The organism is Methylobacterium sp. E-041, assembly GCF_022829665.1.
Classification (GTDB): domain Bacteria; phylum Pseudomonadota; class Alphaproteobacteria; order Rhizobiales; family Beijerinckiaceae; genus Methylobacterium.
Genome location: NZ_JAKSYQ010000180.1, coordinates 98,015 through 122,856, shown reverse-complemented (window position 1 = coordinate 122,856; position 24,842 = coordinate 98,015). Strand labels below are relative to the sequence as shown.

Sequence of the window (24,842 nt, the reverse complement as noted above, 5' to 3'; positions counted from 1 at the left end):
GGCCCATCAGATGCTCCGCGATGTCTGCCAGGCGCGCGAGGCGCAGTGGTTCAACGTGAACGGTCGCTTCCACGTCCTGAAGGCTGCAAACACTCTCCCCGGCAGCACGATCGTCCTGAATAGCTCCTCCGGCCTCATAGGGATGCCAGAACAAACGATCGGCGGCGTCAACTTTCAATGCCTGCTCAACCCGCTCATCATCCCCGGCTGCAAGGTCAAGATTGACGAGAGCAGCGTTGTTCGCGCGGCATTCGATCCATCGGTGGCTGGTCAGGGCAACAACGCCCGACTTCAGTCCGGCAACCTTATGGGCGTCCAGGCTGACGGCCTCTATAAGGTTCTGAAAGCCGAGCATAGCGGGGACACGCGGGGCAATCAGTACTTCACGCTAGGCGTGGGGGTCGGCCTCAATGCCGACTCCCGCGAGCTTCGTTCCATCGGCATCAGCGACGACTTCAACAACGACGTTCCCCCGGCGGGAGGCTGAGATGGGTGAAGTGGTCCCGCTCCGCCGCCGTCCGATAGCCGTGGAGACGGCGCCCGACGTGCCGCGCACCTATGTTGAGCTTGCGCACATGTGGACCGTAGGCGCCGTTCGCATCGTCGTTGCGACTTGCCCCGGTGAGGAACGCTCAGGCCCCTTCAGGGTGGTCCTGAGGGCCGCGGGCGTGCTGGATAGATCCGTGCTGTCGATGACGGCCGAGCCCCAGCACGAGGCCGAGTTGATGGATTGCCTCGACGCCTACTGCCACGCGATGGCGCAGACCCTGAACTACGCGTCGTCCTATCCCGCGACCCTGGTGCCGCCGCCAGCCGATCCGCCGAGAGGGGCCGCCTGATGCCAGTCGAGCGCGGGAAAGACCTGACGAAGGAGCTTGATCGCGCTTTGCGCGACCTCGCCTCGATGGAAGTCGTGGTCGGCATTCCGGCGGAGGCCGGCACGCACGCCGACAGCGACCTTACGAACGCGGCGCTCGGCTACATCCACGAGTTCGGCGCCCCGGAAGCGAACATCCCAGCTCGCCCGTTCCTGTTTCCCGGCATCGAGCGCATTCAAGACAAGATCACCGACGAGCTCGCGAAGGGGGCCTCCCGCGCGGTTGAGGCTACGGTTTCGAGCGGCAACCGGACGGCGGGCAAGGCCGAGGGGGCGAAAGCCCTACAGCGTGTCGGCCTGCTCGCGCAGAGCAGCGTCCGCGGCGTCATCACGGACGGGATCGCCCCGCCGCTCGCCGCGCGCACTGTCTATGCCCGACTGCATCGAAAGAAAAACAGGCGCTCGCCTGGACCGATGACCCCACTTGTTGACACGGGGAAACTTCGGGAAGCCATCACGTACATTGTCGGACCGAAGGAATATTAGGCATGTCAAACGACGTTCTAAAAAGCTTTATCATTGCACTCGGTTGGAAGGCCGATGAAGCCAGCTTCAAAAAAACGCAGGAAGCGATCGGCAAGACCGAGCGCGCCGTTGTCGGCCTAGAGAAGACCGAGCGCGATGCCCACGAGGCTGGCGCACGGCGCGCCGCCGAACTGGCGCGACGCGCCGAAGGCATGGCAGCGACGGCGAGGCTCGCGTCTACTGGCCTCTTGGCGTTTGCCGCAGTCGCGACCGCTGCAATGACTGCTCTCGCAGTACACCTGCAAAAGTCACTCGGCGAGTTCGATCGGCTCTACTACGTCGCCGGCCGAACCGGTGCATCCGTCAACAACATCAAGGCGCTCGGCCACGCCTTTGAGCAGACAGGCAGTTCGGCCGCTCGCGCGATGGGAATGCTGGAGAGCTTCGCCAAGGCTCGCCGCACGAACCCCGGCGTCGATGCCATGCTGAAGAACTACGGCGTCGATACCAAGGGGGACGCCAGCGACGTTCTCAGCAACGGCATCGACGCCATCACCAAGCGGCACCCGCACTTCTCCGGCTCCCAAGTGGCCGGTATCCTTGGCATCTCGGAAGAAGACTACGAGCACTGGAATAGGACGCGACCCGAGCGGGAGAAGTTCGCGAAGGAGTACAAGGCGCTTCAGCGGTCCCTCGGGGTCAACGGCAATGAAGTCGCATCGAATGCAGCCAAGATCTCACAGGCTTACGGTTCGTTCAGCGCCGTCATCGAAGTTGTCGGCCAGAAGATCACGCAAACCTTCGCTCCTGCTATTGAGCGAGTGGTGAAAGGCTTCCGAGACTGGATTGACGCTCACTCGGAAACGCTCACCGGGATCATGCAGAGCTTGGCGAAAGCCTTAGAATGGGTCGGCGATAAGCTCGTCGTGATCGCGGATTGGACGACCGACAAAGGCAAGCTATTTGGAGACTTCTGGCTCAAGACCTACAGCTACATCGAAAAGGTTGTCGAGGTGGTTAAGGTGCTGCTCGACTACCTATACAAGCTCAACGCCGCGATGATGGCGGGGCCAGTCGGCAAGTACATGGACTTCATGTTCGGTGGTGGACTCGCGGGCAAGCTGCTCGGTGGATCGGCTCAGGCCGCGGAGGGCGCCGCGATCGGTGGCGCGAGCTACCTGGGACAGGAACCGGCGAACGACACAGGAAAGGCTAAGCCCGGACTTTTGCGCCGCGGTATCGATGCAATGAAGCGCGCCGTTGGTTTAGGCCCGAAGCAGGATAAGTCGGATTACAACTTCACCGGCGAGAATGCCGACGTTTTGCGGCAGGCGGCGAAGGAACTCGGCACTAGTCCAAAGGATCTTGCCACGGTCATATCATACGAGAGTAAGTTCAGCCCTAGCGTGCATGGGGGAACAGGCAATCGGTATCATGGCCTCATTCAGTTTGGTGGTCCTGAAAGAGCGATGTATGGCGCCAATGATAAGCAGACGTTCAAGGAGCAGATGCCTGCGGTCGTGCGGTATCTGAAAAGCCGTGGGTTTAAGCCTGGTATGGGGCTGTTGGATCTCTACTCCACGATCAACGCGGGGCGCCCTGGGCGCTACGATGCCAGCGATGGGCATGGGACGGTTCGATCCCACGTTGCTAAAATGGAGCGCGACGAGGCCGCGCGGGTCGCTCGCTTCCTATCGAGCGGATCAGGTACTACCGCAGCACCGGTTGCCCCCCGGCCGATCGCCGGCGGCTTCAATCCCGGCAGCTTTGACGTGAATGCCTACCTTCGTTCCGCTCCACTCGGAGCAACCTCGACCACGAACAATCAGTCGAGCATGAACGTGAACTCGCCGACCAACGTGACGATCCACGGTGTGACGGACCCGCAAAAGGCGGCCGAGCATTTCGAGCGCGCCGCGAACCGGAGCAACAACGAGATGCTGCGCAACGTCCAAACAGCGGCGCGTTAGCGGGAGCAGCGCAGGTAGAGGGACGCGGCCCTTGCATCGCCGATCGTCTCGGCGAGGATGCTGCCGTCTCTCAGTTCGTAGACCATTGGGACGCCAGCAATTTCACTGCCGCTGGCCTGGAATGATGCCGGCCCGGTGACGTTCAGCACCGTGCCGTTCGTCGCCCCGGAAATGCGATCAGCGGCGATGCGCAACACGGCTGTGTCTTTACCAAGCGACTTAGGATTGGCTCGATACGCCTCGCATTCGAGCGCGGTGCCAGTCCAGATGCCTTGCATCGCCTTCGGCGCATTTGCTGCGCTGGCGACTGTGACCGAACCGACTAAGGCGAGGGCGACGAGGGCAGCGCGCATCCCGGCAATGTATGCACTGGGGTGCGCTTGTCGAGGCGGTCTAGGCGGCCTTTCCTTTACGGGCAGTCATGCCGATGCGGCCTCGTTTTTTCCCGCGCTTGAAGGCTTTCATCTTCGTGCGCCACCGGAGCTTCATTTTTTTCGGTGCGAGTGCAGCGGCCAGTGCCTCGTTCATTCGAGTTTGCCAGCCTGCCCCTGCAGCCTTGTAGGCCGCCAGCACGTTGGGCGGCACGCGCAACGAGACCGGGACAGCCTTGGCCTCGGACTTCGGGCGACCGGCCAGTCGCTTGAACGCGTCGGCGAGATCCGTAGGCAGTCCCTCGCCGTTCGGTCGCAGCTCGGCAATCTCCCCGTCCGTCAATTCGGGCGTGTCGGAGACCTCGTCCCAATCCTCTTGTGAGTAGCTGGGGTTCGGCACGTAGCCGGTAGCGTGCTCAGGAGCGGTCATAGGCTGCCCTTTCCTTTTCGCTGGCATGACGGACGCTCACCACGTCGCAGGCCTCGTTACCAAGCGGTGAGATGATGACGACGACAACGGCTTCACCGCGCCAGGTGCCGATCAGCAGATTGCGCTTGCGGCCCGTGCGGCTCGGCGTGGTCTCGCAGCTGAGATAGCGGTCGAAGCTGAACGCCTCCACAAAATCGGCAGGGTCAAACCCATGCTTCGCGACGTTCGCCGTCCGCTTCGGTTCGGTCGCGAAAAACCTCATGTTTTGGGTGTATACCGAAACACGTATTGGTCAAGCAGTTTCGGTATATACACCTCCCTCTTTGAGGGCGGGATGTAAGGATCAAAAATAACGTTTTCCACGCATTAGTTTTGCCGACACGTTTTCCCGACACATTTGAGCGGGTTTGAGGCGCCTCGGGATCGGCCGATCGGGTATGTCCGCAAAACGGTCGGATATCAGACACGTCGTTCGGGTTGCTATCGACCCAAAGCAGTCCTTGGGAAGGTCCGCTTGTAGGCGCTTCGTACAATAAAGCGGTAAGGCCGTCTCCCGAGGAAGGAAACGTTGCGCCGCCTGTGCTAAAGGATCAAACCCGATCCTGTGTGGCTCAAGAGTACCTCGAACAAGCAACGGAAGGCACATTCTAGCTGAGTACTGTCTGTAACTCTTGATTTGATAATTTTTATATATTACTCTATTATTTTTTCGAGCAATGCTACGGATGGCATCGAGCGCGTCTTCACGCATCCTGCTAGTCGATAGTTTTTCCCACAAAATCAACATTCGATCAGTCTGCTCGTGCTTTTTATAATACTCGCTGTTTACATAAAAATCATCCACAGAGATACGAAGCGTATCTGCAATCCGCTTCAAGTTCTCATGACAAACATTTTTCTCGCTTAGCACATCACCCTCCAAAGATCATCCGTTTGAGGTGATAGGGGGACACTAACGCGCATGATTGTAGCGCAAACGACTTGTGTGTTCAAAGATTGTGCCAGGATGGTGGCCCATGCGAACTGAAGCGGGAGGTGCTGGTGATCTTCACGACCGACGCTCAGGGTGAAGTCACGTACATCTGCCCGGAATGGTGCTCTTACACCGGACAGACGCGTGAGGCGGCATACCGGGACAGCTGGACCACGCCCGTCCTGGAAAGCGACCAGGGTGCTGTCAGGGCCATCCTGTTAGAGGCTGCTCAGGCACAGGCCGAGTTCAGTGTGCGGTTTCGCATCCAGTGTGCGGACGGGTCGGTGCGGTGGCTTGCGGCCGGAGGCGTTCCCTCGTTTGGTCCGCCTGGACGCTCATTCCTCGGTTATCTCGGGTCCATGACCGAGTTTGCTCCAACTGAGGCGCGTGAGATCGCAGCGTATGGTGGGATCGAGAGGTTCATCCCGCCGCCGACCCACACAGCTACGCAGGCCGTGTTGCCCCTCGACACCATCGCGGATCACCTCCTCATCGTACACTCGCTGATGGAGCAGCACGATGCGACGTCAGGTTTGAGGGAGGTCAAAGCTGCCCTGTTCAAGGTTGGTCGAGCGTTGGCCCGGGGTGATGGATCGCGGCTGCAACTCAACTGAATAGCCGCAGCCTCGCCCCCCCCTCAGACTGCTTCTTGCGCGCTACGTCGTAGGCTTCGGCGGCGGTCGAGGTGGGACACGGATCTGGACGAGTTTGCCAGTCCGAGGGTCGAGTACCACCACCATGTTATGCCCCCTACGATCAGGTGCTGACTTCAGCACGACGACGCGGAACACAGGCTTGATCCAGCGGGCGGTCACTCACGATCACCATCGCCCAGCGGTGCTAGCTACGATACTATGCAACTATGGGTTGTAAAGTACGTAGGCGTTCAATTCTGGATAGGGCGAGGTTTGGTCCTCCAGCGGGTTGGATGGGGTGGAAGCCTGATGACCTTGCCTGCAACGGGTCGTGGCGGAACGTCTGTCCTGGAACGAAGGGCGAAGGCTCTGTTGCCCCCCGACCGGCCATTCCGCCTACGACCCTTTGCAGACCTTCGGAAGGTCCGCTTGCAGGCACCCTAACGCAGACCCAGCGGGCTACGGTCAGCCTCTAGATAAGACCGAGTCACGCCTGCACGGGTCGTCGGCACTCCCGCGACGCGAAAGCCTCGCGTGCCCGCTTGATCTCGGCATGGTGTGTCTCCGCCCAGATCCACACACCGCAGAAGGCGGCACCCAGGCTCTCGCCGAGCGGCGTGAGCGCGTAGTCCACGTGGGGCGGGATCACCGGATGCACCGTCCGACGCACCAAGCCGTCCTGTTCCATCTGGCGAACTGTCTGGGTCAGCATCTTCTGGCTTATACGGCCGACCGCCTTGCCGAGTTGGGTGAAACGCAGCGTGCCGCGCTCGTGCAGGGCTTCGAGGATCAGCATGGTCCATTTGTCGGCCACCTTGCCGATGATGTCCTGGACCAACGCCTCGATGATCGGGTCGGTCTCGGCCGGGACCGGTTCCTTCCGACGCGCCTCGATCCGTGGATCAGCCTCCGCCCGACGCATGCGACACTCTCTGTTTGGTGCGTATAAATCTTTTTGGTGCCTACTTCGGTTCGGAGAGCATGGGCCATAACCTCATGGGCGGCAACAACGAAGGTCGCCCACATGAAGACGTCAGGGAACACCATCCTCATCACCGGCGGCGGCTCCGGCATCGGCCAAGCCCTCGCCCAACGCTTCCATGACATCGGCAACACCGTCATCGTCGCCGGCAGGCGGGCGGAGGCGCTGCAGCGGACGATTGCGGGACGCGCGAATATGCATGCCATGGCGTTCGATGCCGACGGCGCCGAGGGCGTGGCCGACTTCGCGCGGCGCGTGATGGCCGAGCACCCGGCCCTCAACGTGGTCGTCAACAACGCCGGGATCATGCGCTTCGAGGCGCTGGACCAGCCTCGCGACCTCTCGGACGCGGAGGCGACGGTCATCACCAACCTGCTCGGTCCCATCCGGCTCACCGACGCCCTGATCGAGCATCTCGGCCGGCAGCCCGATGCCGCCCTGGTGAACGTCACCTCAGGCCTCGCCTTCGTGCCGCTCGTGTCGGCCCCGACCTACTCGGCGACCAAGGCCGCCCTGCACAGTTACACGGTCGCGCTACGCGAGGCACTCAAGGGCAAGGTCGAGGTCATCGAGTTGGTGCCGCCGGCGGTGCAGACCGATCTCACCGCGGGACAGGCGACACGCCAGGGATACCTGCCACTGGCCGACTTCATCGACGAGGTCATGTCGCTCTTCCAAGAGCAGCCCACCCCGCGTGAGATCCTGGTGCAGCGGGTCGGCTTCCAGCGTCAAGCCGAGGCGGAACACCGCTTCGACGAAGCGGTGACGACCCTCAACGAGATGGCCCGCAAGGCCCGTGAGGCGCAGCAGTAGGAACGAAGGGGGCGGTCGACGATCCATGCTCCGCCGTTTATCCCGGCGAAGCGAGGTCTTCTTTCGGCCGCGCCAGCAAGGACTGCTTCCCACCTTTCTCGGGTATTGCTGCACGCAGCCGTACAAGTCGGGAAAACGGTCGGATTGCCGACATCTGAGCCGATAGGACAGATGTCCAAGTTGGGTCCAAGCTGTGTGAAAACGCCGGCGGCCCAGAACGGTAAAGAACGGTTTTCTACGGCATGTGCGTCTTAGCGCGTTCAACGCTGGTTATGGGTCTCATTTGGCGTTTAGGATCTTCAGCCGAACCACTGGAGCGCAGCAGGGTTCTATCCGGGCGCCGCATCATGCGGTCCCAGGAGATCCTATGAACGCGACGAAGCAAACCGCCTTCACATCCGTATCGTTGGCGGCCCTACTCGGCCTTGGCCTGCTTGCCGCTTCCCCCGTGTTCGCCAAGGACGAGAAGGCCGCCCAGGCGCAGGAGATGCGCGAGGCCGACAAGCCCATGGGCCAGGTTCTCAAGGAGTTGCAGAAGCTCGGCGTGAAACCGGTCGCCAAGCTCTCCGTCGAGGAGGCCCGCAAGCAGCCAACGCCCGCCGACGCGGTCAAGGCCGTGCTCAAGGCCGAGGGTAAAGACCCGGTAGCGCTGATGGCGGCCATGAAGGTGTCCAAGAAGGACATGACCTTCCCGACCGGTGGCGGAACCCAGCCGGTTCGGATCTACACCCCCGAAACCACCGGCTCCGGTCCGCTCCCGGTGATCGTGTACTGGCACGGTGGCGGCTTTGTCATCGCCGACATCGAGACCTACGAGGCGTCCGCGATGGCGCTGGCGCACAAGACCGGAGCCATCGTGGTGTCGGCCGAGTACCGTCACGCGCCCGAGGCCAAGTTCCCGGCCCAGGGCGAGGACGCGATCGCCGCCTACAAGTGGGTGGTCGAGAACGGCGGCCAGTTCAACGCCGACACCAAGCGCGTCGCGGTGGCGGGCGAGAGCGCCGGCGGCAACCTTGCGATCAACGTGGCCATCGCCGCGCGCGACATGAAGCTCCAGGCACCGCTTCACATGCTGCTGGTCTATCCGGTCGCCGGCGTCGACACCGAGACGCCCTCGTATCGCGAGCACAAGATGACCGCGCCGTTGAGCTCGGCCGACCTGCTGTGGTACTTCGACAAGACGCTCAACGGCCCGCAGGACAAGCAGGACCCGCGCCTCGACGTCATCGGCAAGGCCGACCTCAAGGGCCTTCCGTCGGCCACCGTCATCAACGCCGAGATCGATCCGCTCGCATCCGACGGCAAGCTCCTGTCCGAGAAGCTCAAGAAGGCCGGCGTCGAGGTCACGCACAAGACCTACGAGGGCGTGACGCACGAGTTCTTCGGCATGGCGCCGTTGGTGCCTGACGCGGAGAAGGCCCAGACGCTCGCCGCTAAGGAGCTCAAGGAAGCGTTCTCGGGCGCAAGCAGCACCGGTTCCACCGGGGCGCGGAAGAAGTCGGAGGACTGATCCTCCGGAACTCCGAACGGATGTCTGCTTGAAAGGGGCCCGGACAGGATGCGCAAGCGCCGTCCGGGCCTTTTCCGTCGGCAGGCGATGCCGCCGCACTCTCACTCACTCCTAGCCACTCCCCCGGGAAAAGCCGTCATGAAACCAAATCTGAAGCCCCTGTCCGATCAGGTCATGGTCATCACGGGCGCGTCCTCCGGGATCGGGCTGGCGACAGCCCGCATGGCTGCGGAACGCGGAGCCAAGGTCGTGCTTGCGGCGCGCAGCGAAGGCGCGCTCCACCAACTCGCTGAGGAAATCCGAGGCAAGGGCGGACGGGCACACGTCGTCGTCGCCGATGTCGCCAGACCCGAGGATCTGACCCGCATCGCGGATGAGGCCCGCGCGACCTTTGGTGGCTTCGACACCTGGGTGAACAACGCCGGCATCGGCATGTACGGGCGGCTCGACGAAATCTCCGTCGATGATATGCGCCGGCTGTTCGACACCAACGTCTGGGGCCTGGTTCACGGCTCGCTGGAAGCGATCCGGCACCTGAAGCAGCATGGCGGTGCGCTCATCAACGTCGGGAGCGAGGTCTCCGAGCGCGCGGTGCCGCTTCAGGGCGCCTACTCCGCCTCCAAGCACGCGGTGAAGGGCTTCACCGACGCCCTGCGGATGGAGCTGGAAGACGAAGACGCGCCCGTTTCGGTGACCTTGATCAAGCCCGGGCAGATCGACACCCCGTTTACGGTCAACGCCAAGAACTATCTCGACAGCGAGCCCCACCACGTCCCGCCGGTCTATGCGGCAGGGGCCGTAGCCGAGGCGATCCTGACGGCTGCCGTGAAACCCGTGCGAGACGTGTTCGTCGGCGGAGGTGCCAAGGCGGTGGCCGAGATGGCACATCTCGCCCCCGGCCTGACGGACAAGGGCATGAACGCCAGCGTCATTCCCGGTACGCCGAGCGGAAAGCCCTCTCGCCGCGAGCGCGACAGGAGCGGCCTCGACGTCCCAACCGAGGCTTTGGAGGAGCGCGGCAACTACGAGGGGCGCGTCATGGAGACCAGCCTCTACACGAAGGCGGCCCTTAATCCGCTGCTGACGGGAGCGTTCGTTGCCGGAGCCGGCCTGCTACTCGGTGCCATCGTCAAGGGACTACCGCATCGTCCGGCGGCGATGCGGGGCGATGCGGGCAGAACCACCCCGAAGGCGCTCCACATCCACCTTGAGGCCAAACCTGGACGCGAGGCGGAGGTCGAGGACCTCTTGCGCGATATCCTGGCCTGCGTCGTACGCGAGCCGGCCACCTCTCCCTGGTACGGGGTCCGCCTAAGCCATTCGACCTTTGGCATCTTCGAGGCATTCCCGGACGAGGCAGGACGCGAGGCTCATCTCACCGGCGAAGGCGCCGCGATCCTTATGAAGCGTTCGAACGCCCTTCTTGCGGAGCCTGCCCGCATCGACAAGCTCGACGTCCTGATGAGCAAGCAGGACTGAGAGTTACCCTCATTCGAACGGACGAATGCGACAGGAAGGTCTTCGTAAAGTGTCTGCGTAGCTCGGTGACATTCCTGCCTCGATCCACGCGACCCTCGACACATCGCCATGGTGACCGGTCGAGGGTCGTGGATGGTTTATTTTGGTAAGGACTGTCCAACGTCAGCGAAAGCCGGAAGGTGTCTCTTAACGACCGGTCGGTAGGATCATGGCGGAACACCATCATCAGGTTTCTGCGGTGCGGCCGACTCCTATCCTCTTCGCCGAAGACGCCCGCGTCGCGGCGCTCGCTGAGTACGATCTCATCGGCTCGGCACCCGCACCGGCCTTCAGTCAGATCGTCAATTTGGCCGCGCGCCTGTTTCAGGTTCCGACCGCGTTCGTGTCTCTGCTCGACCGTGATCGGCAGGTGTTCCATGCCAAGGTCGGTCTCAGCCTATGCGAGACCAGCCGCGAGGTCGCATTCTGCTCGCACACCATCACGCAGACTGACGCCCTCGTCGTTCTCGACGCAGCCTTGGATCCGCGCTTCCATGACAACCCGCTCGTCACGGGGCCGCCGCATATCCGCTTCTACGCAGGGATCCCCCTGCGCGCGCCCTCAGGCAATGCCGTCGGCACGCTCTGCCTCGCTGACACGCGGCCGCGCAATGGTTTCTCCAATGGAGATCGGCAGATCCTGCAGCAGTTGGCCGATCTCACGCTCGACCGCTTGGAGATGCGCCGGCTGGAGGTCGCCCAGCGGGCAAGCCAATCCCGCTTCGTTCAGATCGCATCGACATCGCCGGACGGCATCGTCTGTGCCGATGCAAAGGGGCGCATCAACTTCTGGAACGTCGCCGCCGAGCGGCTGTTTGGCCACACTGCTGCGGAGGCAGTCGGGCAACCCATCGACCTGATCGTGCCCGAGCGGATGCGCGGCGGTCATGGAGGTGGTCTGCATCGGGTTGCGGGCGGTGGTAAACCTCGGCTCGTCGGCAAGACCGTCGAGCTGCCGGCACGCCACAAGGACGGAACCGAGTTTCCGATCGAGCTGTCGCTTTCGCAGTGGCAGGAGGAGGGCCGCGCGACCTTTGGCGCGATCATGCGCGACATCCGCGAACGACGCGCCAACGAGGAACATCTATTCCGCCTCGCTCACCTCGACCCGCTCACCGAGCTGCCCAACCGTGCGGTCCTGCGCGAGCGGCTTACCGAGATCGTCGCTGCCGCACGTGCCGTGTCGGTGCTGATGTTCGACCTCGACGGCTTCAAAGAGATCAACGACAGTCACGGGCATGCCACCGGTGACGCCGCTCTCAAGGTGATGGCGGCCCGCCTACTCGCCTGCGTCCGACCCACCGATACGGTCTCACGGCTCGGTGGTGACGAGTTCGTGTTGCTCATGCCCGATATGGGTGATCCACTGCGTGCAGCCGAGGTGGCGGATACGATCATTGCCACGGTTGCGGAAGCGTTCGAGCACGAGGGACAGACGCTTCGGCTTAGCACCAGCATCGGTATCGCCCTGGCGCCGGCGCACGGCGACAGCGCTGACGACCTACTGTCGTGCGCGGATCTCGCCCTGTACCAGGCCAAGGGCGATGGTCGGCACTGCCATCGGTTGTTCACCCCTGTGCTGCGGCAACAGGCGCAGCGCGTCCGTGCTTGCCGGGACGAACTCGGTCGGGCCATCGAACGCGACGAGTTCGTACTGTTCTACCAACCACAGGTGCACCTCAGCGACGGTGCGCTCGTTGGGGCAGAGGCGCTGATCCGCTGGCAGCATCCCGAACGCGGCCTGCTCGCACCTGCAGCATTCCTCGACGTGCTCGATACCAGCCGCTACGCTGCGCAGGTGGGTGACTGGGTGCTCCGCACCGCTTGCACGCAGGCCGCGGCGTGGCGCGGGGTAGGAGCATCCGAGTTCCGCATGGGAGTGAACCTGTGCGGCGCCCAGGTTCAGCGCGGTGACTTGGCCGAAACGGTGCGTACCACCTTGCGGGAGGTCGGTTTGCCTGCCGCCTACTTGGAGCTGGAGATTACCGAAAACATCGTTCTGCACCACGATGCTGAGCTGGTTGCCGCGCTGCGCAGCCTACGAGAGGCGGGCGTCGGTATCGCCTTTGACGACTACGGCACCGGCTACGCCTCGCTCAGCCTGCTCAAGCGTTTCCCGCTCACCCGGCTGAAGATCGATCGATCGTTCGTGACCGGCATGCTTGCCTCGCGCCAGGACGTAACGATCGTGCGAGCGATCATGCAGCTTGGGCGTGGGTTCGATCTAGCTGTAATCGCCGAGGGTATCGAGACGGCAGCTGAGCACGCCTGTCTACGGGAGAAGGGCTGCCAGGAGGGACAGGGCTACCTGTTCGGTAAGCCGATGCCCGCAGACGTGTTCGCCAGCCGCTTCGGTCTTGGGTTCCTGCAGGCATCGAGAAACGCCGCGGTCGCCTGACTTCCCATGGTACGGTGCAGCCGCCTCAATCCATGGCTGGAAGCCTATATTCAATTCCGCAGCTTCGCGTCACGCAAACGAAGCGACTGTCGAAAAAACGGTCGGGTATCTGACATATCGCTCAAGCTGCTATCGACCCTCTGCAGAACCCGAAAACGTCCGTTTGCAGGTTGCTCGTTGGGACAGAGACTTACAGGTAGGAAGCGGAGGAAAGCTGTCGCTGTGACAAGGATATGACTTGTAAGGAATTCTCTCACAGCGCAGAGTTCGTCCATGGCCGTGCGCAGAACCATCACCGTCTCCATAACTGCGAGACAGGATGACCTCATTCGATCCTACCTCCACTCCGGATGTCATAAAGAGCCTGTGCTCGCGTTCGATATTGTCATCGCCCAAATTTTGGGGTGATCCAGCGCAGCCGTTATGCCTGTCGAGGACGTCGGATGCGCTGCATCTGCGCTTTCATCCAGTGAAGCGAGGCACGGGCTGAGTGCGCGGCTGCGCGGGCAGTCGTTTCCGCCATTTGCCAAGCTCGTGTTTTGCGCAGGTTTGCGAGCACGGCATCGCGGATACCCGTGACAAAGTCGAGACTTACGGCGAGCCAGTGGTAGGTGCGGAGCTTGTCCCGTCCCGCGTGATAAATGCGCTCAACGAGAACGAAGCTCGCGCCGTAGGCAAAGGCGAGCAGTCCGAGGCCGCGCAGGATCAGTCCTTCCCCAATCCAGAGGAGGCCCACCACCTTGAGCGGTTCCACTCCCAGAAAAGGGACTGCGATGACCGCGAGAATGAGCCATCGGGGCTTGGTAGCTATCCAGCGCTCCAGCTGCTTGAGGAATGCGAGCTGCGATATCGCTTGAAGAACGGGTCGATAAGCGGGGCGAGCCAGTGACTCGGCCAGAAGAGGAACAGCGATGAGCCCACGACCGCCAGCAAAGAATATCCGCTGATAGCGAGGGCGCGGAGGGGCGGGGGTCATTGATCGCCCTTATTGGATGCCGATTGCCCACCGAGAAAATCGTGGAAGGCGACGCGTGGCATCCCAGCAAGGAGTTTAGGTGACATGGTGCGATTGTCGAGCGCTGGGCGGAACAACTTCAGTGCGTGTGGTGTGAGTACCCTCGAATGGTGGGCTTTCGCTGGGCCTGTTGTGGCCGCCTGTGGCCCGCCCGGTGAGGGCCATCGTAGCTCCGCGGCAAGGCCACGGTTGTGTACGGTAAGGTACGGCAGCGTCACGGCAAGAAGCACGGTAGTCGCAGGCGTATCACACCATACGCACTGAAAGCTGCTGGTGGGTGCCGTGTTGTCGAGGAAGGCACGCCTCGCTACAGCGCGCCATGGACAAGCTCAATACCCTCCTAGACCGTCTCAAGGCACGCCAACGCGACCTCATCATGGAAGCCGCTCAGTACGAAACCATGCCGGCAGACAGTACGCTGAAGCGGATCGCGGAGCTTGAGAACGCGATCGCGGCCGTGGAGGCGGTGGCCGACGAGGAACGAGGTCGGCGGCGACCATAGGCGTCACATCGCTACCGCTCAGACGGGTTGGGCAACAAGCTCATCTGACTGGAGCGAAGTCAGTCGCGCCGCTCCCGCTCAGCTTCAGAGTTCACGAAGGCGATGCATCGGGCTCGGGCCTGACGGTCGTCAATGGTGTCGAAGGCTCGGGCAAGGGCGAGCGCTTCTGCAGCCCGTGCGCTCAGGTTCTCTACATCGAACAGCGCTGCCACGGGCTGATCCAGGGCGCCGGCGATGCGCTCTAGTCTCTCGCAGATATCAACGGCATCACGAAGTCGTCTGGCCATAACGGCATAATGCATTCAGTATGCCAACCGTTGAGCGCTCGTAGCGGTCAGGCGTAGGGGTCGATGATATATGGAACCTACCCGGCCCCGCGGTGCATTTTCGTTCAAAATCTAGCGCGGCATGCCATCGGCTTCCGACCCTTGGCAAATCCGGCGTGAGCCCTTTTTCGGTGCATTCGCCGATGATCGTTTTGAGGGGCTGTGTTAAGAAGCTTGAAACGGCAAGGATGTGATTGGGACGGTATGATCACATCCGCGCTTCTGCTTGCCGTTGGGATCGCACTAGGGTGGTATTATCGTCCTTCAATGATCCTGTTGATCTCAGGGTGCCTCACATTCGCATACATTGCAGTCTGCCTCGCCCGATGGAAGTTCGGCGCACTGGAATTCCTGATCCTCGTCGCCTATCTGATCGCTCTGCAAGGCGGGTTCCTTCTCGCGCAGTATCTCCGTCCTAGGAAATAAAGGTGCCGAGGGCGAGGCGATGGTGTCAGAACCAGACGAACTTCCCGTTCACCAGGTAGATGGCGATCCAGAGTAGGACCGGCAGGAGGCACATGGCGACAACCAAGGATGGGCGCGGACGGCGCGATGGGTGTCCAGGTTGGTGATTGAGGGACATAGAGTGCCGATATCTAACAAGCCCGGGGAGATACCTAGGACAACCGCATAAGCTAAGCCGTTGGCCCGTGGTACGGGTACGGATCAAAATGGGAGAAAGTTTCGCTCCAAACTTGAAGTCTCATGATCCTGTGAGGTTGATCCAAACGGCATTTTTCCCGCCGTCTTGCAGGAGCGCACAGGAGCGCTCGGCAAGCATTTTGGTCAACTCGGCCTGCAACTCGTCGACGCGCGCGTGCATCTCGCCTGCATCCACGGCGGTCTCGATCAGGAGTTCCTGCGCCTGAGCGAGCGCTGCGCGCAGCTCCGCGTTCTCTGTCGCGAGCGCCACGACCAGAGCCGTCGTTTCGTCGCCCATCTTTTGGCAATCTGATCCGGTCAACGGCTTGTTAGCTGGATGAGTGATTACGGTTTGCAGCCTCTACCGACTCAGCTCATCCTCGTGGGCAATGAGCTTCCGTCCGGTCTTGATCGCCAAGTGGTACTGCTTGGCCGCGAGCGCGTCGTGGATCGCGACGAGATACGGCGCCGAGCCTGGGATCGTCTTCAGGATCTCGGTCGACTGCAGCACAAGGAGGTTCTCTGCCTCCGCAGCACTCTCATCGAGATAAATGACCTGCAGGGTCACGCAGAGCTTCTTACTCGCCGTGTCGGCGTCCGCTTCGCGGATGATCTCGCTCTCGCGCAGGAACCTGCACGGCGTCTCGACGAGGAAGACCGACCGGCGATCCCCGTTTTGGATCAGCGCTCCGTTGATGATTAACCGCTCTGAGGGCTTCAGTTCGATGCGTAGCGCCATGCCGGCAACTCCATTCTAGAGACGCCACGACCATCGACACGATCTGTTAACGTTGTTTAAACTCCCGTGGGTATAGTGATCCAATAACACGTGCTGAATGCTCGACCTGCCCGATTTGACGGGTCGATTTAACGCGTCGGTAGGTGGCGACATGTTTGTTCACGAGGCCGGCAAAAAGCCGGTCCTCTGATCAAGTATGGATCTCATCTCATGTCCGGCGTCTCCCTCACCGCTGCTACCCGCCAGAACCTGCTCTCGCTGCAGGATACGGCGGCGCTTTCATCGACAACGCAGAACCGTCTCTCCACCGGCAAGAAGGTTTCCTCGGCCCTCGACAACCCGGTCAACTTCTTCACGGCGCAGAGCCTGTCGAACCGCTCCTCGGACCTCGGCACCCTGCTCGACAGCATCTCCAACGGCGTGCAGACGATCCAGGCGGCCAACCAGGGCCTGACCTCGATCCAGAAGCTCGTGGACTCGGCCAAGTCGACCGCCAACCAGGCGCTCGCCACGCAGATCACCACCACCGGAACGGCTGGCGCCGCCTTCTCTGCTACTGCCAACACGATCAATCTCGAAGTGAACGGCACCGCGGTCAACACCACGCTGACCGCCAGCGACACCATCGACACGGCCATCACCAAGCTCAACAGCGCTGTCAGCGCTCAGGGCGCGGGCAACGCGTTCAGCAAGGACGTGACCGGCACGAAGATCGTCGTCAACGCCACCGCCGATATCGAGTTCTCGTCGCCCGCCGATCAGGCCAACCTCGGCTTCACCAGCGGCACTGCCAACGCGGGTCCTCAGTACGGCACCACCTCGACGGCCGGACAGAGCTCGAACCTGACGGTGACCGGGGTCAAGGAGCGGGCCTCCCTGTCGAAGCAGTACAACAGCCTGCTGACGCAGATCGACCAGCTCGCCAAGGACTCGAGCTTCAACGGCACCAACCTGCTGTCGAGCAGTGCGGCTTCGAACAAGCTCCACATCTCCTTCAACGAGAAGGATACCTCGAACCTCGACGTCCAGGGCGTCGATGCCACCTCGACCGGCCTCAGCCTCAAGGCGATCACGGGTGACGCCGGCGCAACGGCGGACGGCAAGGGCAGCTTCCTTCTCGATGCCTCGGTGACCGCTACGCTCAGCAGCCTGACGAGCGCATCCACGACGCTGCGCTCGCAGGCCTCAACCTTCGGCTCGAACCTGTCGGTGGTGCAGAACCGGCAGGACTTCACCAAGAACCTGCAGAACGTGCTCGACACCGGTGCCTCCAAGCTCACCGATGCCGACCTGAACGAGGAGGCTGCGAACTCCCAGGCTTTGGCGACGCGCCAGTCGCTTGGCATCTCGGCGCTCTCGCTGGCCAACACCGCGCAGCAGGGCGTGCTTCAGCTCCTCCGCTAAGCACCGCCCACCATCACGACGCGACGAAGCGGCCGGGGCATCGCCCCGGCCGCTTTTTTTCCATTTCCTCCGTCACTAAGCCGACGACCTGTCGCCTTGTTGTCGCTCATCCTTCAGCAACTTGTCAGGCGCATTCTCATCAACGCTGCATCAACAGCCGGCTGATCCCCCGATCTGCTGCGGCGGTCCTGCCTTCCCCCCACGGCAGGACCGCCACCTATCTCTCGGCTGGTACGTCCCCTCATGGTCTTACGACACGACGTCGGGCCGATGTCGTGCGCACATGGGCTGACAAGGTAAGGCGCAACCCAATCCGATCAGCGGCTGACGCAAATTAATTTCGACCGCTGACTGCTCAGGCCATTTCGACTTTCATGCTGCGGTTGGATCGTAGGGGCTCCACCAACCGGAGCCGTACCGATGTCCCTCGCGACCACCACCGACACCACCGCTATCAAGCCCGCGCTCCTCTCGAAGTACGAGATCCAGCGCAACGAACGCCATGCCAAGGCGCAGATCCGGTCCGACGCCAAGCGCCGCGACAGGAATGCTCCGCGTCGGGACGACATGGCGCGGGCTGCCTACTATGCCTTGATGATGTTCTACGAGGAGGCCGGGACCGAAGCCGATCGGGCGTCATTCAAGGATCCCTTCGTCCGGGTCCTTACCGCGGCCGGCTACCCGCCCGAGGTCTGCTCGGCGCTGTTCGACGGACATGTCGGCAGCCTGCTCGACGACCTCGACGGCTGGCTTGCGCAGCGCTGGTACACCGAGGGGCGCCGCCTGAAGGACAACCGCGGTCGCTACGTACCGTTGGATCGGGGCAACCCCAAGAAGGTCAAGGTCGGCTCGACAGCTCTGTCCTCGTTCCTCGCGCCCTCGGCCAGCCGATCAGCTGCTGACTAGGAGTAACGGGGGAGTATGGGGGGTAAGGTGTCAGCCGCTGATTGGGAAGGGTGTTACCATCCCGAGCCAATCAGGGCGGATAGGCATAGCCTAAATCAGGCAGGGGGTCGGACAACTTGTGAGATCGGGAGAGGGCATCCCCCCTCCCGCATAGCGTTCTCAAGGCCTACTCCGCTGTGCCCCACTCGTCCTTGGCTTCGGCAGCGGTCCTGTTCAAGCGCACCTCACCGTTCTCGACAGCGTCTATCGAGTCGACATGGATGAAGTGATGCACGCCCTCCGCGTCCGGGTCAGTGCGGGTCAGCTTGATGCGCTGCCCATCGAGATGATCGACCGTGCCGACGTGTCCACCGTCGGAACCGGAGACCGGCATGTGTTCCTGAATTTGCGTGATGTCGATCATGGCTGCGGCCCTCAAACTGCCTTGGCCTTGCTAGCTTTGCGCGGCGCGGCCTTCTCCGGCACCTCCGCATCTTCCTCGGCTTCGGGCTGTTCAGAACCCTCGACGTTGATGCTCTCGGCGATCTCAGAGAGGAGCGCGTCGGTCTTCTTCTCCTCCTGCAGGGTCTCGTCGAGGAGCTTGGCCGCGTCCTCATAGCCAAGCTGGCTCGCCCAGGTCTTCAGGGTGCCGTAACGGGCGATCTCGTAGTGCTCGACCGCCTGAGCGCAGCCGACCAGCACCGCATCAGCCGCCGGGGTATCACCGAAGTCCTCTAGGTCCTCCTCCATCTCGGAGGTCAGGCCCTGCATCGCTTCGCAGGTCTTGGCACGGGCTGGCTTGCCGATGATCTCGAACACCTGCTGCAGGCGCTCGACTTGGTTGGCACTCTCTTCGGCGTGGGTCTCGAACGCCTGTTTCAGCTCGGCATGCTCGGCGGCCTTAGCCGACTTCTTGAGCGCTTTCACCGACTGCTTCTCGGCGTAGTAGACGTCTTTCAGGGTCTCGTAGAACGCATCGTGCAGTGTCTTCGACTTGGTGGCCATGTGGCAGGTCTCCGGCTTGCGACGAGCCTTGATCAGGCGTCACTTCGCCGGCCAACGCCCCCATTCAGGATCGGGTCCCGAAGATATTTTTGGCCTGTGTAGGAACTGGGACAATCCGGTAGCGAATGGCTACGGCGCTGAAGCGACCGGTGGGTTCAAAGAGCCGCAAGGCTGCGGAGCCGTCCTCACGCCCCCGTGAAATTGAAGACATGGTTCAGTAACCAGATCGCCACATGCAGATCATGGTGCAGCGGTAGACATCCCCGCTCCTGCGATAAACCGGAGCATGTGCATGGTACTCGCCGACCTCGACAAGCGTGCCGAGCTGACCGTCTGGCCGGGCCATGAGCAGGCTCGTACTGCGCTCGGACGCGAATTCTCGACACTGCGTGAGGCGCTCGCGGCTGCAGCCGAAAGCATGCAGGCCGACGACGCACAGCCCTGGATCATCACCGAAGACGGCGACATCCTCTCGCCGCACTGGATCAAGGCAAACACGGGTCCGTCCCGCTTGCAGTAGGCCGTCTGAAACAGAGGCCATAAGCCGGCGTCGGCGGTTCCTGTTCCCCGCTGCATCCGACCTTCATGCGATCACCCGGCCCGAGGCTTCACGGGCGCGGTGCAGGGAACTGGCCCACACCGGCCTGTCATCACGTGCTCTCTGTGCCGAGCTACCTGTCGGCGTTCGCGACCGCCGCCGGCGCGCAAGCGTTGAGAGGCCTGGCGTGTATCAGATCATCAGCCGCTCCGCAGCATCGGTTCAAGGTGTCCGTTTCACATCAGGCTCTATAGTGAACTCGCTTGCGATCGTGTCGTAGACGCGTGTCAGCCACTCTTCCGCGATCCGTGCCCGTTCCTCAGCCGCCTTCACTTTCTCGTCTGCCGCCTTCAGCAAGGCGTCGGCACGGCTCTGAATTTCAACGGTGCGCGCCTCAGCAGCCCGAACCCGCTCAGCGGCGTTGCGGACATCCTCGCGGACGCGATCGAGCACCTCCTGAACGCGCAGTTCCTGTTCTTGAGCCTGAGCCTCGATTTCGCGAGCATGGTTGGCCGCATGCCGAACCCGCTCAATCAGCTTCGACCAGTCCTTTGATGAGGAGAGAGGCGTCGGCAGTGATCCGCCGCTGATGTTTTCAACGGGCTCAACAAGCCGCACCACTTTGGCTGGACTTGCTTTAGGTTCAAGATCTTCAACAGGAGCGTCTAGAGCTGACAAATTCTGCCAAAGGTACTTCGTTGCCGGGTCCATGATCCTCCCTCTCTAAAGGCACTTGAGGCCTAATTCATCAAAGGCCTTCGGTTAACGGCTTGGTTAGGCGTGCTACCATTCAATCAACGACTCAGCGACGGACTTCTGGAGGCCAAATTAGAAACAGAGAAGGTGTTTCCCAGATAGCACACTAGCCGTTTATACCTTACTCCGAACAGGGCTCACATTCTGTAGTCTTGAGAATGCAACATGAGTTCATTTAGAACCTGTTTCATCAATGGCGGCCATGGCGCCTCGTATTCTTTGAGCAATCGCGCCGCAAGGATCAGAGCTATAAACTTTTCGGCCGGGATAGGGTGTTTTACGACTTGAGCATACCTGACACGTGCAGCGAGCGCCGAGCCCAAGCGCTGAACTTCCGCGACTTTCGCCGATAGGTCATCTTGCATCGCTGCCACGGTCGATTTGTCGTCCATTTTCGTCCTTCCACGACACGGCTCAACCGGTCCTGCCTAGCTTTCGGATGTCAGACGCAGCTTTATCGCCTGCGCCATTCGCCAACTGTCGGCAGCCCTTCTGTCTTCTCCTGCCCTCTAAATTCACAGGGTAAGGAACAGGAGTACTCGTGCCCTGCGGGGATCTGCACCCACCCCCTGATTGACACGGCGCGGCACCGCGCTCGGGGGATCGGGCGAGCCGCAGCCAGGCACACCACTCCCGCGACACGATGCAGACCACGTTGGTATCGCTACGGAAGCGAGCGAGGCGGCGTTCCTCGACGGTGAGGAGGCCGTGCGTTCGAGCCTCACGGATCGCATTCCGCACCATCGTCTCGGATACGCCCGCAATCGCGGCGATGTGTCCGACGGCTAGACGGCAGTCCCCCCGCTTCGCCACCTCCACTGCGATCACGGCGAGCACCGCCTGCTCGGCCAGGGTAAACCGTGCCGCAATGCCCGGTGGAAATCGCCCGGAGGCCGCCCAGCGCCGTCGGCGGGCCATTGAGGCATCCGTGCGCGGCCGGGAGCCTACGGCCTTCCTGGGGGCATCTGTGGGACGCTGGTGCAACTCCGTCGGACGCTCGGTCAATTGCCGGGCTTCGATCAGCCCGGCCAGTGCCTCAGCCTCAGTCTCAGACAGGTGCCCCTCGCCGAACGCTTTCCACAGCGCGGACGCGACAGCCGGCAGCGCGGCGCGCGGAGCCGTCTCCGCCTGTCGGCGGATCTCATAGGCATAGTTCATCGGTCACAGCCCTGCTCGGGCCGCGTCAAAGCAGGGGGCGCAGCGGTAGCTGTCCCCGGCAAAAGGCAAAGCGCCGTCGTCTCGGGAAGCGACCCCGATTGACTCCCGGCGGGAGCTATGGCTTGTGAGGAGTTGGAACCGGCCTCACAGGCCCTACGATTTCGACGGCCTCACCCTTGCCGGGGTGGGGCCGTTGGCGTTTTGGGCTTAGGTCTTTCTCGCGGCCTTGATCCCTTGTTCCAGCCGGCTCACGACTCGCCAAAGGGCGCGCACAGGCCGGACATGGCATGTCGGCCGGGCGACACCGTTAAGTCAACGTTGCGGAGTGGATCGTCACTGGCGTCGTTGGCGGTTGATGCAGCCGACATCGAGCATGGTACGAGAGCATGCGTCCGGCCGCAGGGCTGCGTCGTCCCTAATCGCGATCGGATCAGCCAATGCGCCGCTTAGCCCTTATCGCTTATTGCCTCGCCGTTTCCGTCCCGACCGTGGCAATGGCGCAGTCAGCAGCCAAGCCAGCTGCCCCGGCCGCTACGCTTGATCCTGCGACCCTGAAGGCGGCGCGCGAGGTCGTCGCGCAGATGCAGGGGGATCGTACCGCGCTGCTGAACGCGATGGCGGCACCCATGGTCGGCATGATGCAGCAGATCGGGGTCAAACAGCAGGATCAGGCCCAGGCCTTGGTTCAGGAGGTGGTGCTGCCCACTCTCACGGCACACTTCGACGAGTTGCTGGACATCCAGGCACGCGGCTTCGCTGCGGCCCTCGGCAAGGACGACCTGCAGGTCATCGCCGCGTTCTACGCCACGCCGACCGGCAAGCGCCTGGTCGCTGCTCAGCCTCAACTCGCGCAAGCGCAGCTCGTAGGAACGCAGCAGTGGATGCAGTCGGTGACGCCTGAGATGCAGGGCAAGCTGACCAAGGCGATCCAGGCCCACGGGTGGGGATCGGCCGGACCGGCGAAGCCGCGCTGACGGCACGGTAGCGACGGCGGCCGCACCGCCATGATCCGATCCGAACTGGTCCAGCGCATCGCCGCTGCGAACCCGCAACTCTACGCGAAGGACTGCGAGGCCGTGGTCAATGCCATCATAGGCCGGATCGCAGACGCCATCGCGGCCGGCGATCGTGTCGAGCTGCGCGGGTTCGGGGCCTTCACCATTGTGGAGGCGCGGGCGAGAATGGGTCGCAACCCGAGATCCGGTGCGCCCGTCTCGGTCGAGGCGAAGTCGAAGCTGGTCTTCAAGACCGGCAAAGAGATGCGAGACCGGCTCAACCCGAAGACGCGGACGATGCCACCGTGAGCGACGACCCCTTCCACGAAGCCGTCGGAGCCCTCCGCGCGATCGGCCTGTACGTCGAGCCAACTGGCGACGACCTGAGCCTGTGGCTCGTGAATGGCGAGGAGATGACCGACACGGGCCTGATGAAGCTTGCCGCGCTGTTGGGCCTCGCGCCGGGCTCGGCGACGATCCAGTGACCGGCATTCCGAGGCACCTGCGCAATCCGCGGCGCTGGTACGACGCCGACGGCATCGAGCAGCCGCCGGCCACCATCGCCAACAGCAAGGCGAACGGCGCCCGTGGGCTGCTGGCGTTCTGCGAGTGCGGGCACAGCGGCGCGATGTCGTTCGACGGCTTGCCGGACGATCTGCCGGTGCCCGACGTCGCGCTGCGGCTGGTTTGCTCGGCCTGCGGGCGGAAGGACCGGATCACCACGCGGCCGAACTTCACGGGCGCGCACACCGGCGCCGGGCCGAAGCTGCGGCCGGTGGAGTAGCGCGGCCGGCGGCCGACAGCCGTGTTGCGCCACCCAGCTCGCACCCCTATCCCCGCCGGCCCACATCCGGCGAGACCCATGGCATCACCCGCACCGATCCGACCCACGCTTTCCGACGTACAGGCGTGGCGTGACGCGCTTGAGGCTATGAAGCCTACGGTACCGCCTTGTACGGGGCTCTCGGTGCTGCGCTGGCAGGAGATGCGCGAGGCTGCGATCGACTTCCTCGATCGGTTCGGCGAGGACGCCGTCGCCCTCGGCTGGACGGCCACCGACCTCTTCGGTGTGCACCCGACCGTCGGCGTGGTTCGCGTTGACTACTGCGGCGGCCTGATGATCAACGCGCGCCGCGTCGAGGCGATCGGCGACACCTGGATCCGCTACGGGAACCAGACCTTCCGGCGGGACCGGCTGGGGCGGCCTGTGGGCGTGCCGGTGTGGGAGGTCGGGCGGTAGGCTTCGAATGCGAAAATGGCGCATGTTCCGAAATCGCCTGCCCGAGACGGAGCACCTTCGTTATGAGCCTTGATGTCCCCTTCGAACGTAAAGCTGAGCTAGGGGATAGGCTGAATAACTTGCGTGGCGTTGTAATGACTTGTTATGCGCAGGTCGAATTTGCACTTACAGACATGTCAATTAGATGCTCATATTTAGAATGCTATCGGGGTATAGTTCCGAAGTTCCCCAGAAGAATGGGCGAAAAGATAAAAGCAATTTTGCGCTATGCAAGATCTGAAGGCCCTCTAAATATTCACAAAGAAGAAATTGAAGTTGCTATTAACCACATCACAAATTTTACTGAACTTAGAGATTTAATGGGGCACGCCCGGGCGCATATCGATATAAGCCTTACTCATCATGTCGTGTATTTTGAAATGTATAGAATTGTAAAAGATGGCCACATCGAGTTTATCAGAGATGAAACCAACATAGATAGTCTTTCAAAAAGGACGGAGGCCTTAGTGAATTATACCCACGCAATGATTGATCTGTTTGCAAAAATGTATGAGGGACTGCCTCCGCGATACAGTACGACTGGCCCAATCCCCGAAATCTAAACGATAAAAGCCAACCGGCTCCGGTCGAACGGGCTGACCTAATGAGTTCCCTGCGGCCAAAGCCAAGGGAGGCAGACCCGTCCCCAGGTCTGA

Annotated in this window: 30 protein-coding genes and 1 pseudogene; 19 read left to right on the top strand and 12 right to left on the bottom strand. The window is 62.2% G+C overall.

Features of this window, described 5'->3' with window-relative positions; translation table 11 throughout:
- The 4 genes from MKK70_RS16960 to MKK70_RS16945 form a co-directional block, all read left to right on the top strand.
- Positions 1 to 487: hypothetical protein (locus MKK70_RS16960; protein ID WP_243949054.1), on the top strand; the 487-nt coding region annotated here is incomplete at its 5' end.
- 196 nt (positions 488 to 683) lie between these two features.
- Positions 684 to 839: a hypothetical protein gene (locus tag MKK70_RS16955; protein WP_243949053.1), complete on the top strand. Its 156-nt coding sequence runs from the start codon at positions 684 to 686 to the stop codon at positions 837 to 839.
- Entirely contained in the window at positions 839 to 1,363 is a 525-nt protein-coding gene (locus MKK70_RS16950) for a hypothetical protein (protein ID WP_243949052.1), read from the top strand. The genes MKK70_RS16955 and MKK70_RS16950 overlap by 1 nt, the downstream gene beginning before the upstream one ends.
- 2 nt (positions 1,364 to 1,365) lie before the next feature.
- A complete protein-coding gene (locus MKK70_RS16945) occupies positions 1,366 to 3,312 on the top strand; it encodes a hypothetical protein (RefSeq protein ID WP_243949051.1) in 1,947 nt (648 codons plus the stop codon).
- Here the strand turns inward: MKK70_RS16945 and MKK70_RS16940 are convergent.
- From MKK70_RS16940 to MKK70_RS16930, 3 genes are read right to left on the bottom strand one after another with little or no spacing between them, the layout of a single operon-like run.
- The gene (locus tag MKK70_RS16940) at positions 3,309 to 3,665 is read right to left on the bottom strand and encodes a hypothetical protein (protein WP_243949050.1); all 357 of its coding nucleotides are present in this window, start codon (positions 3,663 to 3,665) and stop codon (positions 3,309 to 3,311) included. The genes MKK70_RS16945 and MKK70_RS16940 overlap by 4 nt on opposite strands.
- A 40-nt stretch (positions 3,666 to 3,705) precedes the next feature.
- Positions 3,706 to 4,113 carry a BrnA antitoxin family protein gene (locus MKK70_RS16935; RefSeq protein WP_243949049.1) on the bottom strand — a complete coding sequence of 136 codons (408 nt, stop codon included), beginning with the start codon at positions 4,111 to 4,113 and terminating at the stop codon, positions 3,706 to 3,708.
- On the bottom strand, positions 4,100 to 4,375 hold the full coding sequence (locus MKK70_RS16930) for a BrnT family toxin (RefSeq protein ID WP_243949048.1): 276 nt from the start codon (positions 4,373 to 4,375) through the stop codon (positions 4,100 to 4,102). The genes MKK70_RS16935 and MKK70_RS16930 overlap by 14 nt, the downstream gene beginning before the upstream one ends.
- Positions 4,376 to 5,154: 779 nt before the next feature.
- Between MKK70_RS16930 and MKK70_RS16925 the strand changes: the two genes are divergently transcribed.
- Positions 5,155 to 5,700 carry a PAS domain-containing protein gene (locus MKK70_RS16925; protein ID WP_243949047.1) on the top strand — a complete coding sequence of 182 codons (546 nt, stop codon included), beginning with the start codon at positions 5,155 to 5,157 and terminating at the stop codon, positions 5,698 to 5,700.
- A gap of 508 nt (positions 5,701 to 6,208) precedes the next feature.
- On the opposite strand, the gene MKK70_RS16920 is transcribed toward MKK70_RS16925, so the two are convergent.
- Positions 6,209 to 6,643 (bottom strand): winged helix-turn-helix transcriptional regulator, encoded by a 435-nt coding sequence (locus MKK70_RS16920; RefSeq protein WP_243949046.1) that lies wholly within the window; start codon positions 6,641 to 6,643, stop codon positions 6,209 to 6,211.
- 102 nt (positions 6,644 to 6,745) lie between these two features.
- On the opposite strand from MKK70_RS16920, the gene MKK70_RS16915 reads away from it, so the two are divergent.
- From MKK70_RS16915 to MKK70_RS16900, 4 genes and pseudogenes are all read left to right on the top strand, one after another.
- Complete coding sequence (locus MKK70_RS16915) at positions 6,746 to 7,516, top strand: SDR family oxidoreductase (protein ID WP_243949045.1); 771 nt, start codon at positions 6,746 to 6,748, stop codon at positions 7,514 to 7,516.
- Positions 7,517 to 7,883: 367 nt separating this feature from the next.
- Positions 7,884 to 9,026, top strand: a complete 1,143-nt coding sequence (locus MKK70_RS16910; RefSeq protein ID WP_243949044.1) for an alpha/beta hydrolase — start codon at positions 7,884 to 7,886, stop codon at positions 9,024 to 9,026.
- Between the two features lie 138 nt (positions 9,027 to 9,164).
- Positions 9,165 to 10,178 (top strand): annotated as a pseudogene (locus tag MKK70_RS16905) (SDR family oxidoreductase); the annotation flags it as partial.
- Positions 10,179 to 10,713: 535 nt separating this feature from the next.
- Positions 10,714 to 12,942 carry a putative bifunctional diguanylate cyclase/phosphodiesterase gene (locus tag MKK70_RS16900; RefSeq protein WP_243949040.1) on the top strand — a complete coding sequence of 743 codons (2,229 nt, stop codon included), beginning with the start codon at positions 10,714 to 10,716 and terminating at the stop codon, positions 12,940 to 12,942.
- A gap of 421 nt (positions 12,943 to 13,363) precedes the next feature.
- Here MKK70_RS16900 and MKK70_RS16895 read toward each other — a convergent pair whose 3' ends face one another.
- Positions 13,364 to 13,681, bottom strand: coding sequence for a hypothetical protein (locus tag MKK70_RS16895; protein WP_243949038.1), 318 nt, complete (start codon positions 13,679 to 13,681; stop codon positions 13,364 to 13,366).
- Between the two features lie 595 nt (positions 13,682 to 14,276).
- On the opposite strand from MKK70_RS16895, the gene MKK70_RS16890 reads away from it, so the two are divergent.
- Positions 14,277 to 14,459, top strand: coding sequence for a hypothetical protein (locus MKK70_RS16890; protein WP_243949036.1), 183 nt, complete (start codon positions 14,277 to 14,279; stop codon positions 14,457 to 14,459).
- Between the two features lie 59 nt (positions 14,460 to 14,518).
- Here the strand turns inward: MKK70_RS16890 and MKK70_RS16885 are convergent, their stop codons facing one another.
- From MKK70_RS16885 to MKK70_RS16875, 3 genes are all read right to left on the bottom strand, one after another.
- The gene (locus tag MKK70_RS16885; RefSeq protein WP_243949034.1) at positions 14,519 to 14,671 is read right to left on the bottom strand and encodes a hypothetical protein; all 153 of its coding nucleotides are present in this window, start codon (positions 14,669 to 14,671) and stop codon (positions 14,519 to 14,521) included.
- Between the two features lie 817 nt (positions 14,672 to 15,488).
- The gene (locus MKK70_RS16880; RefSeq protein ID WP_243949032.1) at positions 15,489 to 15,725 is read right to left on the bottom strand and encodes a hypothetical protein; all 237 of its coding nucleotides are present in this window, start codon (positions 15,723 to 15,725) and stop codon (positions 15,489 to 15,491) included.
- Positions 15,726 to 15,788: 63 nt separating this feature from the next.
- A complete protein-coding gene (locus tag MKK70_RS16875; RefSeq protein ID WP_243949030.1) occupies positions 15,789 to 16,166 on the bottom strand; it encodes a flagellar biosynthesis repressor FlbT in 378 nt (125 codons plus the stop codon).
- 210 nt (positions 16,167 to 16,376) lie between these two features.
- Between MKK70_RS16875 and MKK70_RS16870 the strand changes: the two genes are divergently transcribed.
- Positions 16,377 to 17,570 carry a flagellin gene (locus MKK70_RS16870; RefSeq protein WP_243949028.1) on the top strand — a complete coding sequence of 398 codons (1,194 nt, stop codon included), beginning with the start codon at positions 16,377 to 16,379 and terminating at the stop codon, positions 17,568 to 17,570.
- A gap of 420 nt (positions 17,571 to 17,990) precedes the next feature.
- A complete protein-coding gene (locus MKK70_RS16865; RefSeq protein WP_243949027.1) occupies positions 17,991 to 18,476 on the top strand; it encodes a hypothetical protein in 486 nt (161 codons plus the stop codon).
- A 166-nt stretch (positions 18,477 to 18,642) separates the two neighbouring features.
- Here the strand turns inward: MKK70_RS16865 and MKK70_RS16860 are convergent, their stop codons facing one another.
- Both MKK70_RS16860 and MKK70_RS16855 read right to left on the bottom strand, forming a co-directional pair.
- Positions 18,643 to 18,879 (bottom strand): DUF2171 domain-containing protein, encoded by a 237-nt coding sequence (locus tag MKK70_RS16860; protein ID WP_243949025.1) that lies wholly within the window; start codon positions 18,877 to 18,879, stop codon positions 18,643 to 18,645.
- Between the two features lie 11 nt (positions 18,880 to 18,890).
- Positions 18,891 to 19,460: a ferritin-like domain-containing protein gene (locus MKK70_RS16855; protein ID WP_243949023.1), complete on the bottom strand. Its 570-nt coding sequence runs from the start codon at positions 19,458 to 19,460 to the stop codon at positions 18,891 to 18,893.
- A 292-nt stretch (positions 19,461 to 19,752) separates the two neighbouring features.
- On the opposite strand from MKK70_RS16855, the gene MKK70_RS16850 reads away from it, so the two are divergent.
- On the top strand, positions 19,753 to 19,980 hold the full coding sequence (locus MKK70_RS16850) for a hypothetical protein (protein WP_243949021.1): 228 nt from the start codon (positions 19,753 to 19,755) through the stop codon (positions 19,978 to 19,980).
- A gap of 240 nt (positions 19,981 to 20,220) precedes the next feature.
- Here MKK70_RS16850 and MKK70_RS16845 read toward each other — a convergent pair whose 3' ends face one another.
- Together MKK70_RS16845 and MKK70_RS16840 are read right to left on the bottom strand one after the other, a co-directional pair.
- Positions 20,221 to 20,709 (bottom strand): hypothetical protein, encoded by a 489-nt coding sequence (locus MKK70_RS16845; protein WP_243949019.1) that lies wholly within the window; start codon positions 20,707 to 20,709, stop codon positions 20,221 to 20,223.
- A gap of 182 nt (positions 20,710 to 20,891) precedes the next feature.
- A complete protein-coding gene (locus tag MKK70_RS16840; RefSeq protein WP_243949018.1) occupies positions 20,892 to 21,146 on the bottom strand; it encodes a hypothetical protein in 255 nt (84 codons plus the stop codon).
- A 1,203-nt stretch (positions 21,147 to 22,349) separates the two neighbouring features.
- Between MKK70_RS16840 and MKK70_RS16830 the strand changes: the two genes are divergently transcribed.
- The 6 genes from MKK70_RS16830 to MKK70_RS16805 all read left to right on the top strand — a co-directional run bounded on the left by MKK70_RS16830 (position 22,350) and on the right by MKK70_RS16805 (position 24,749).
- Entirely contained in the window at positions 22,350 to 22,886 is a 537-nt protein-coding gene (locus tag MKK70_RS16830; RefSeq protein ID WP_243949014.1) for a DUF2059 domain-containing protein, read from the top strand.
- Between the two features lie 30 nt (positions 22,887 to 22,916).
- A complete protein-coding gene (locus MKK70_RS16825; RefSeq protein WP_243949012.1) occupies positions 22,917 to 23,216 on the top strand; it encodes an HU family DNA-binding protein in 300 nt (99 codons plus the stop codon).
- Positions 23,213 to 23,392, top strand: a complete 180-nt coding sequence (locus tag MKK70_RS16820; protein WP_243949010.1) for a hypothetical protein — start codon at positions 23,213 to 23,215, stop codon at positions 23,390 to 23,392. Before MKK70_RS16825 ends, MKK70_RS16820 begins: the two co-directional genes overlap by 4 nt.
- Entirely contained in the window at positions 23,389 to 23,691 is a 303-nt protein-coding gene (locus tag MKK70_RS16815; RefSeq protein WP_243949008.1) for a hypothetical protein, read from the top strand. Before MKK70_RS16820 ends, MKK70_RS16815 begins: the two co-directional genes overlap by 4 nt.
- 183 nt (positions 23,692 to 23,874) lie before the next feature.
- Positions 23,875 to 24,147, top strand: coding sequence for a hypothetical protein (locus MKK70_RS16810; RefSeq protein WP_243949006.1), 273 nt, complete (start codon positions 23,875 to 23,877; stop codon positions 24,145 to 24,147).
- A gap of 62 nt (positions 24,148 to 24,209) precedes the next feature.
- Complete coding sequence (locus MKK70_RS16805; protein ID WP_243949005.1) at positions 24,210 to 24,749, top strand: hypothetical protein; 540 nt, start codon at positions 24,210 to 24,212, stop codon at positions 24,747 to 24,749.
- Positions 24,750 to 24,842 lie beyond the last annotated feature (93 nt).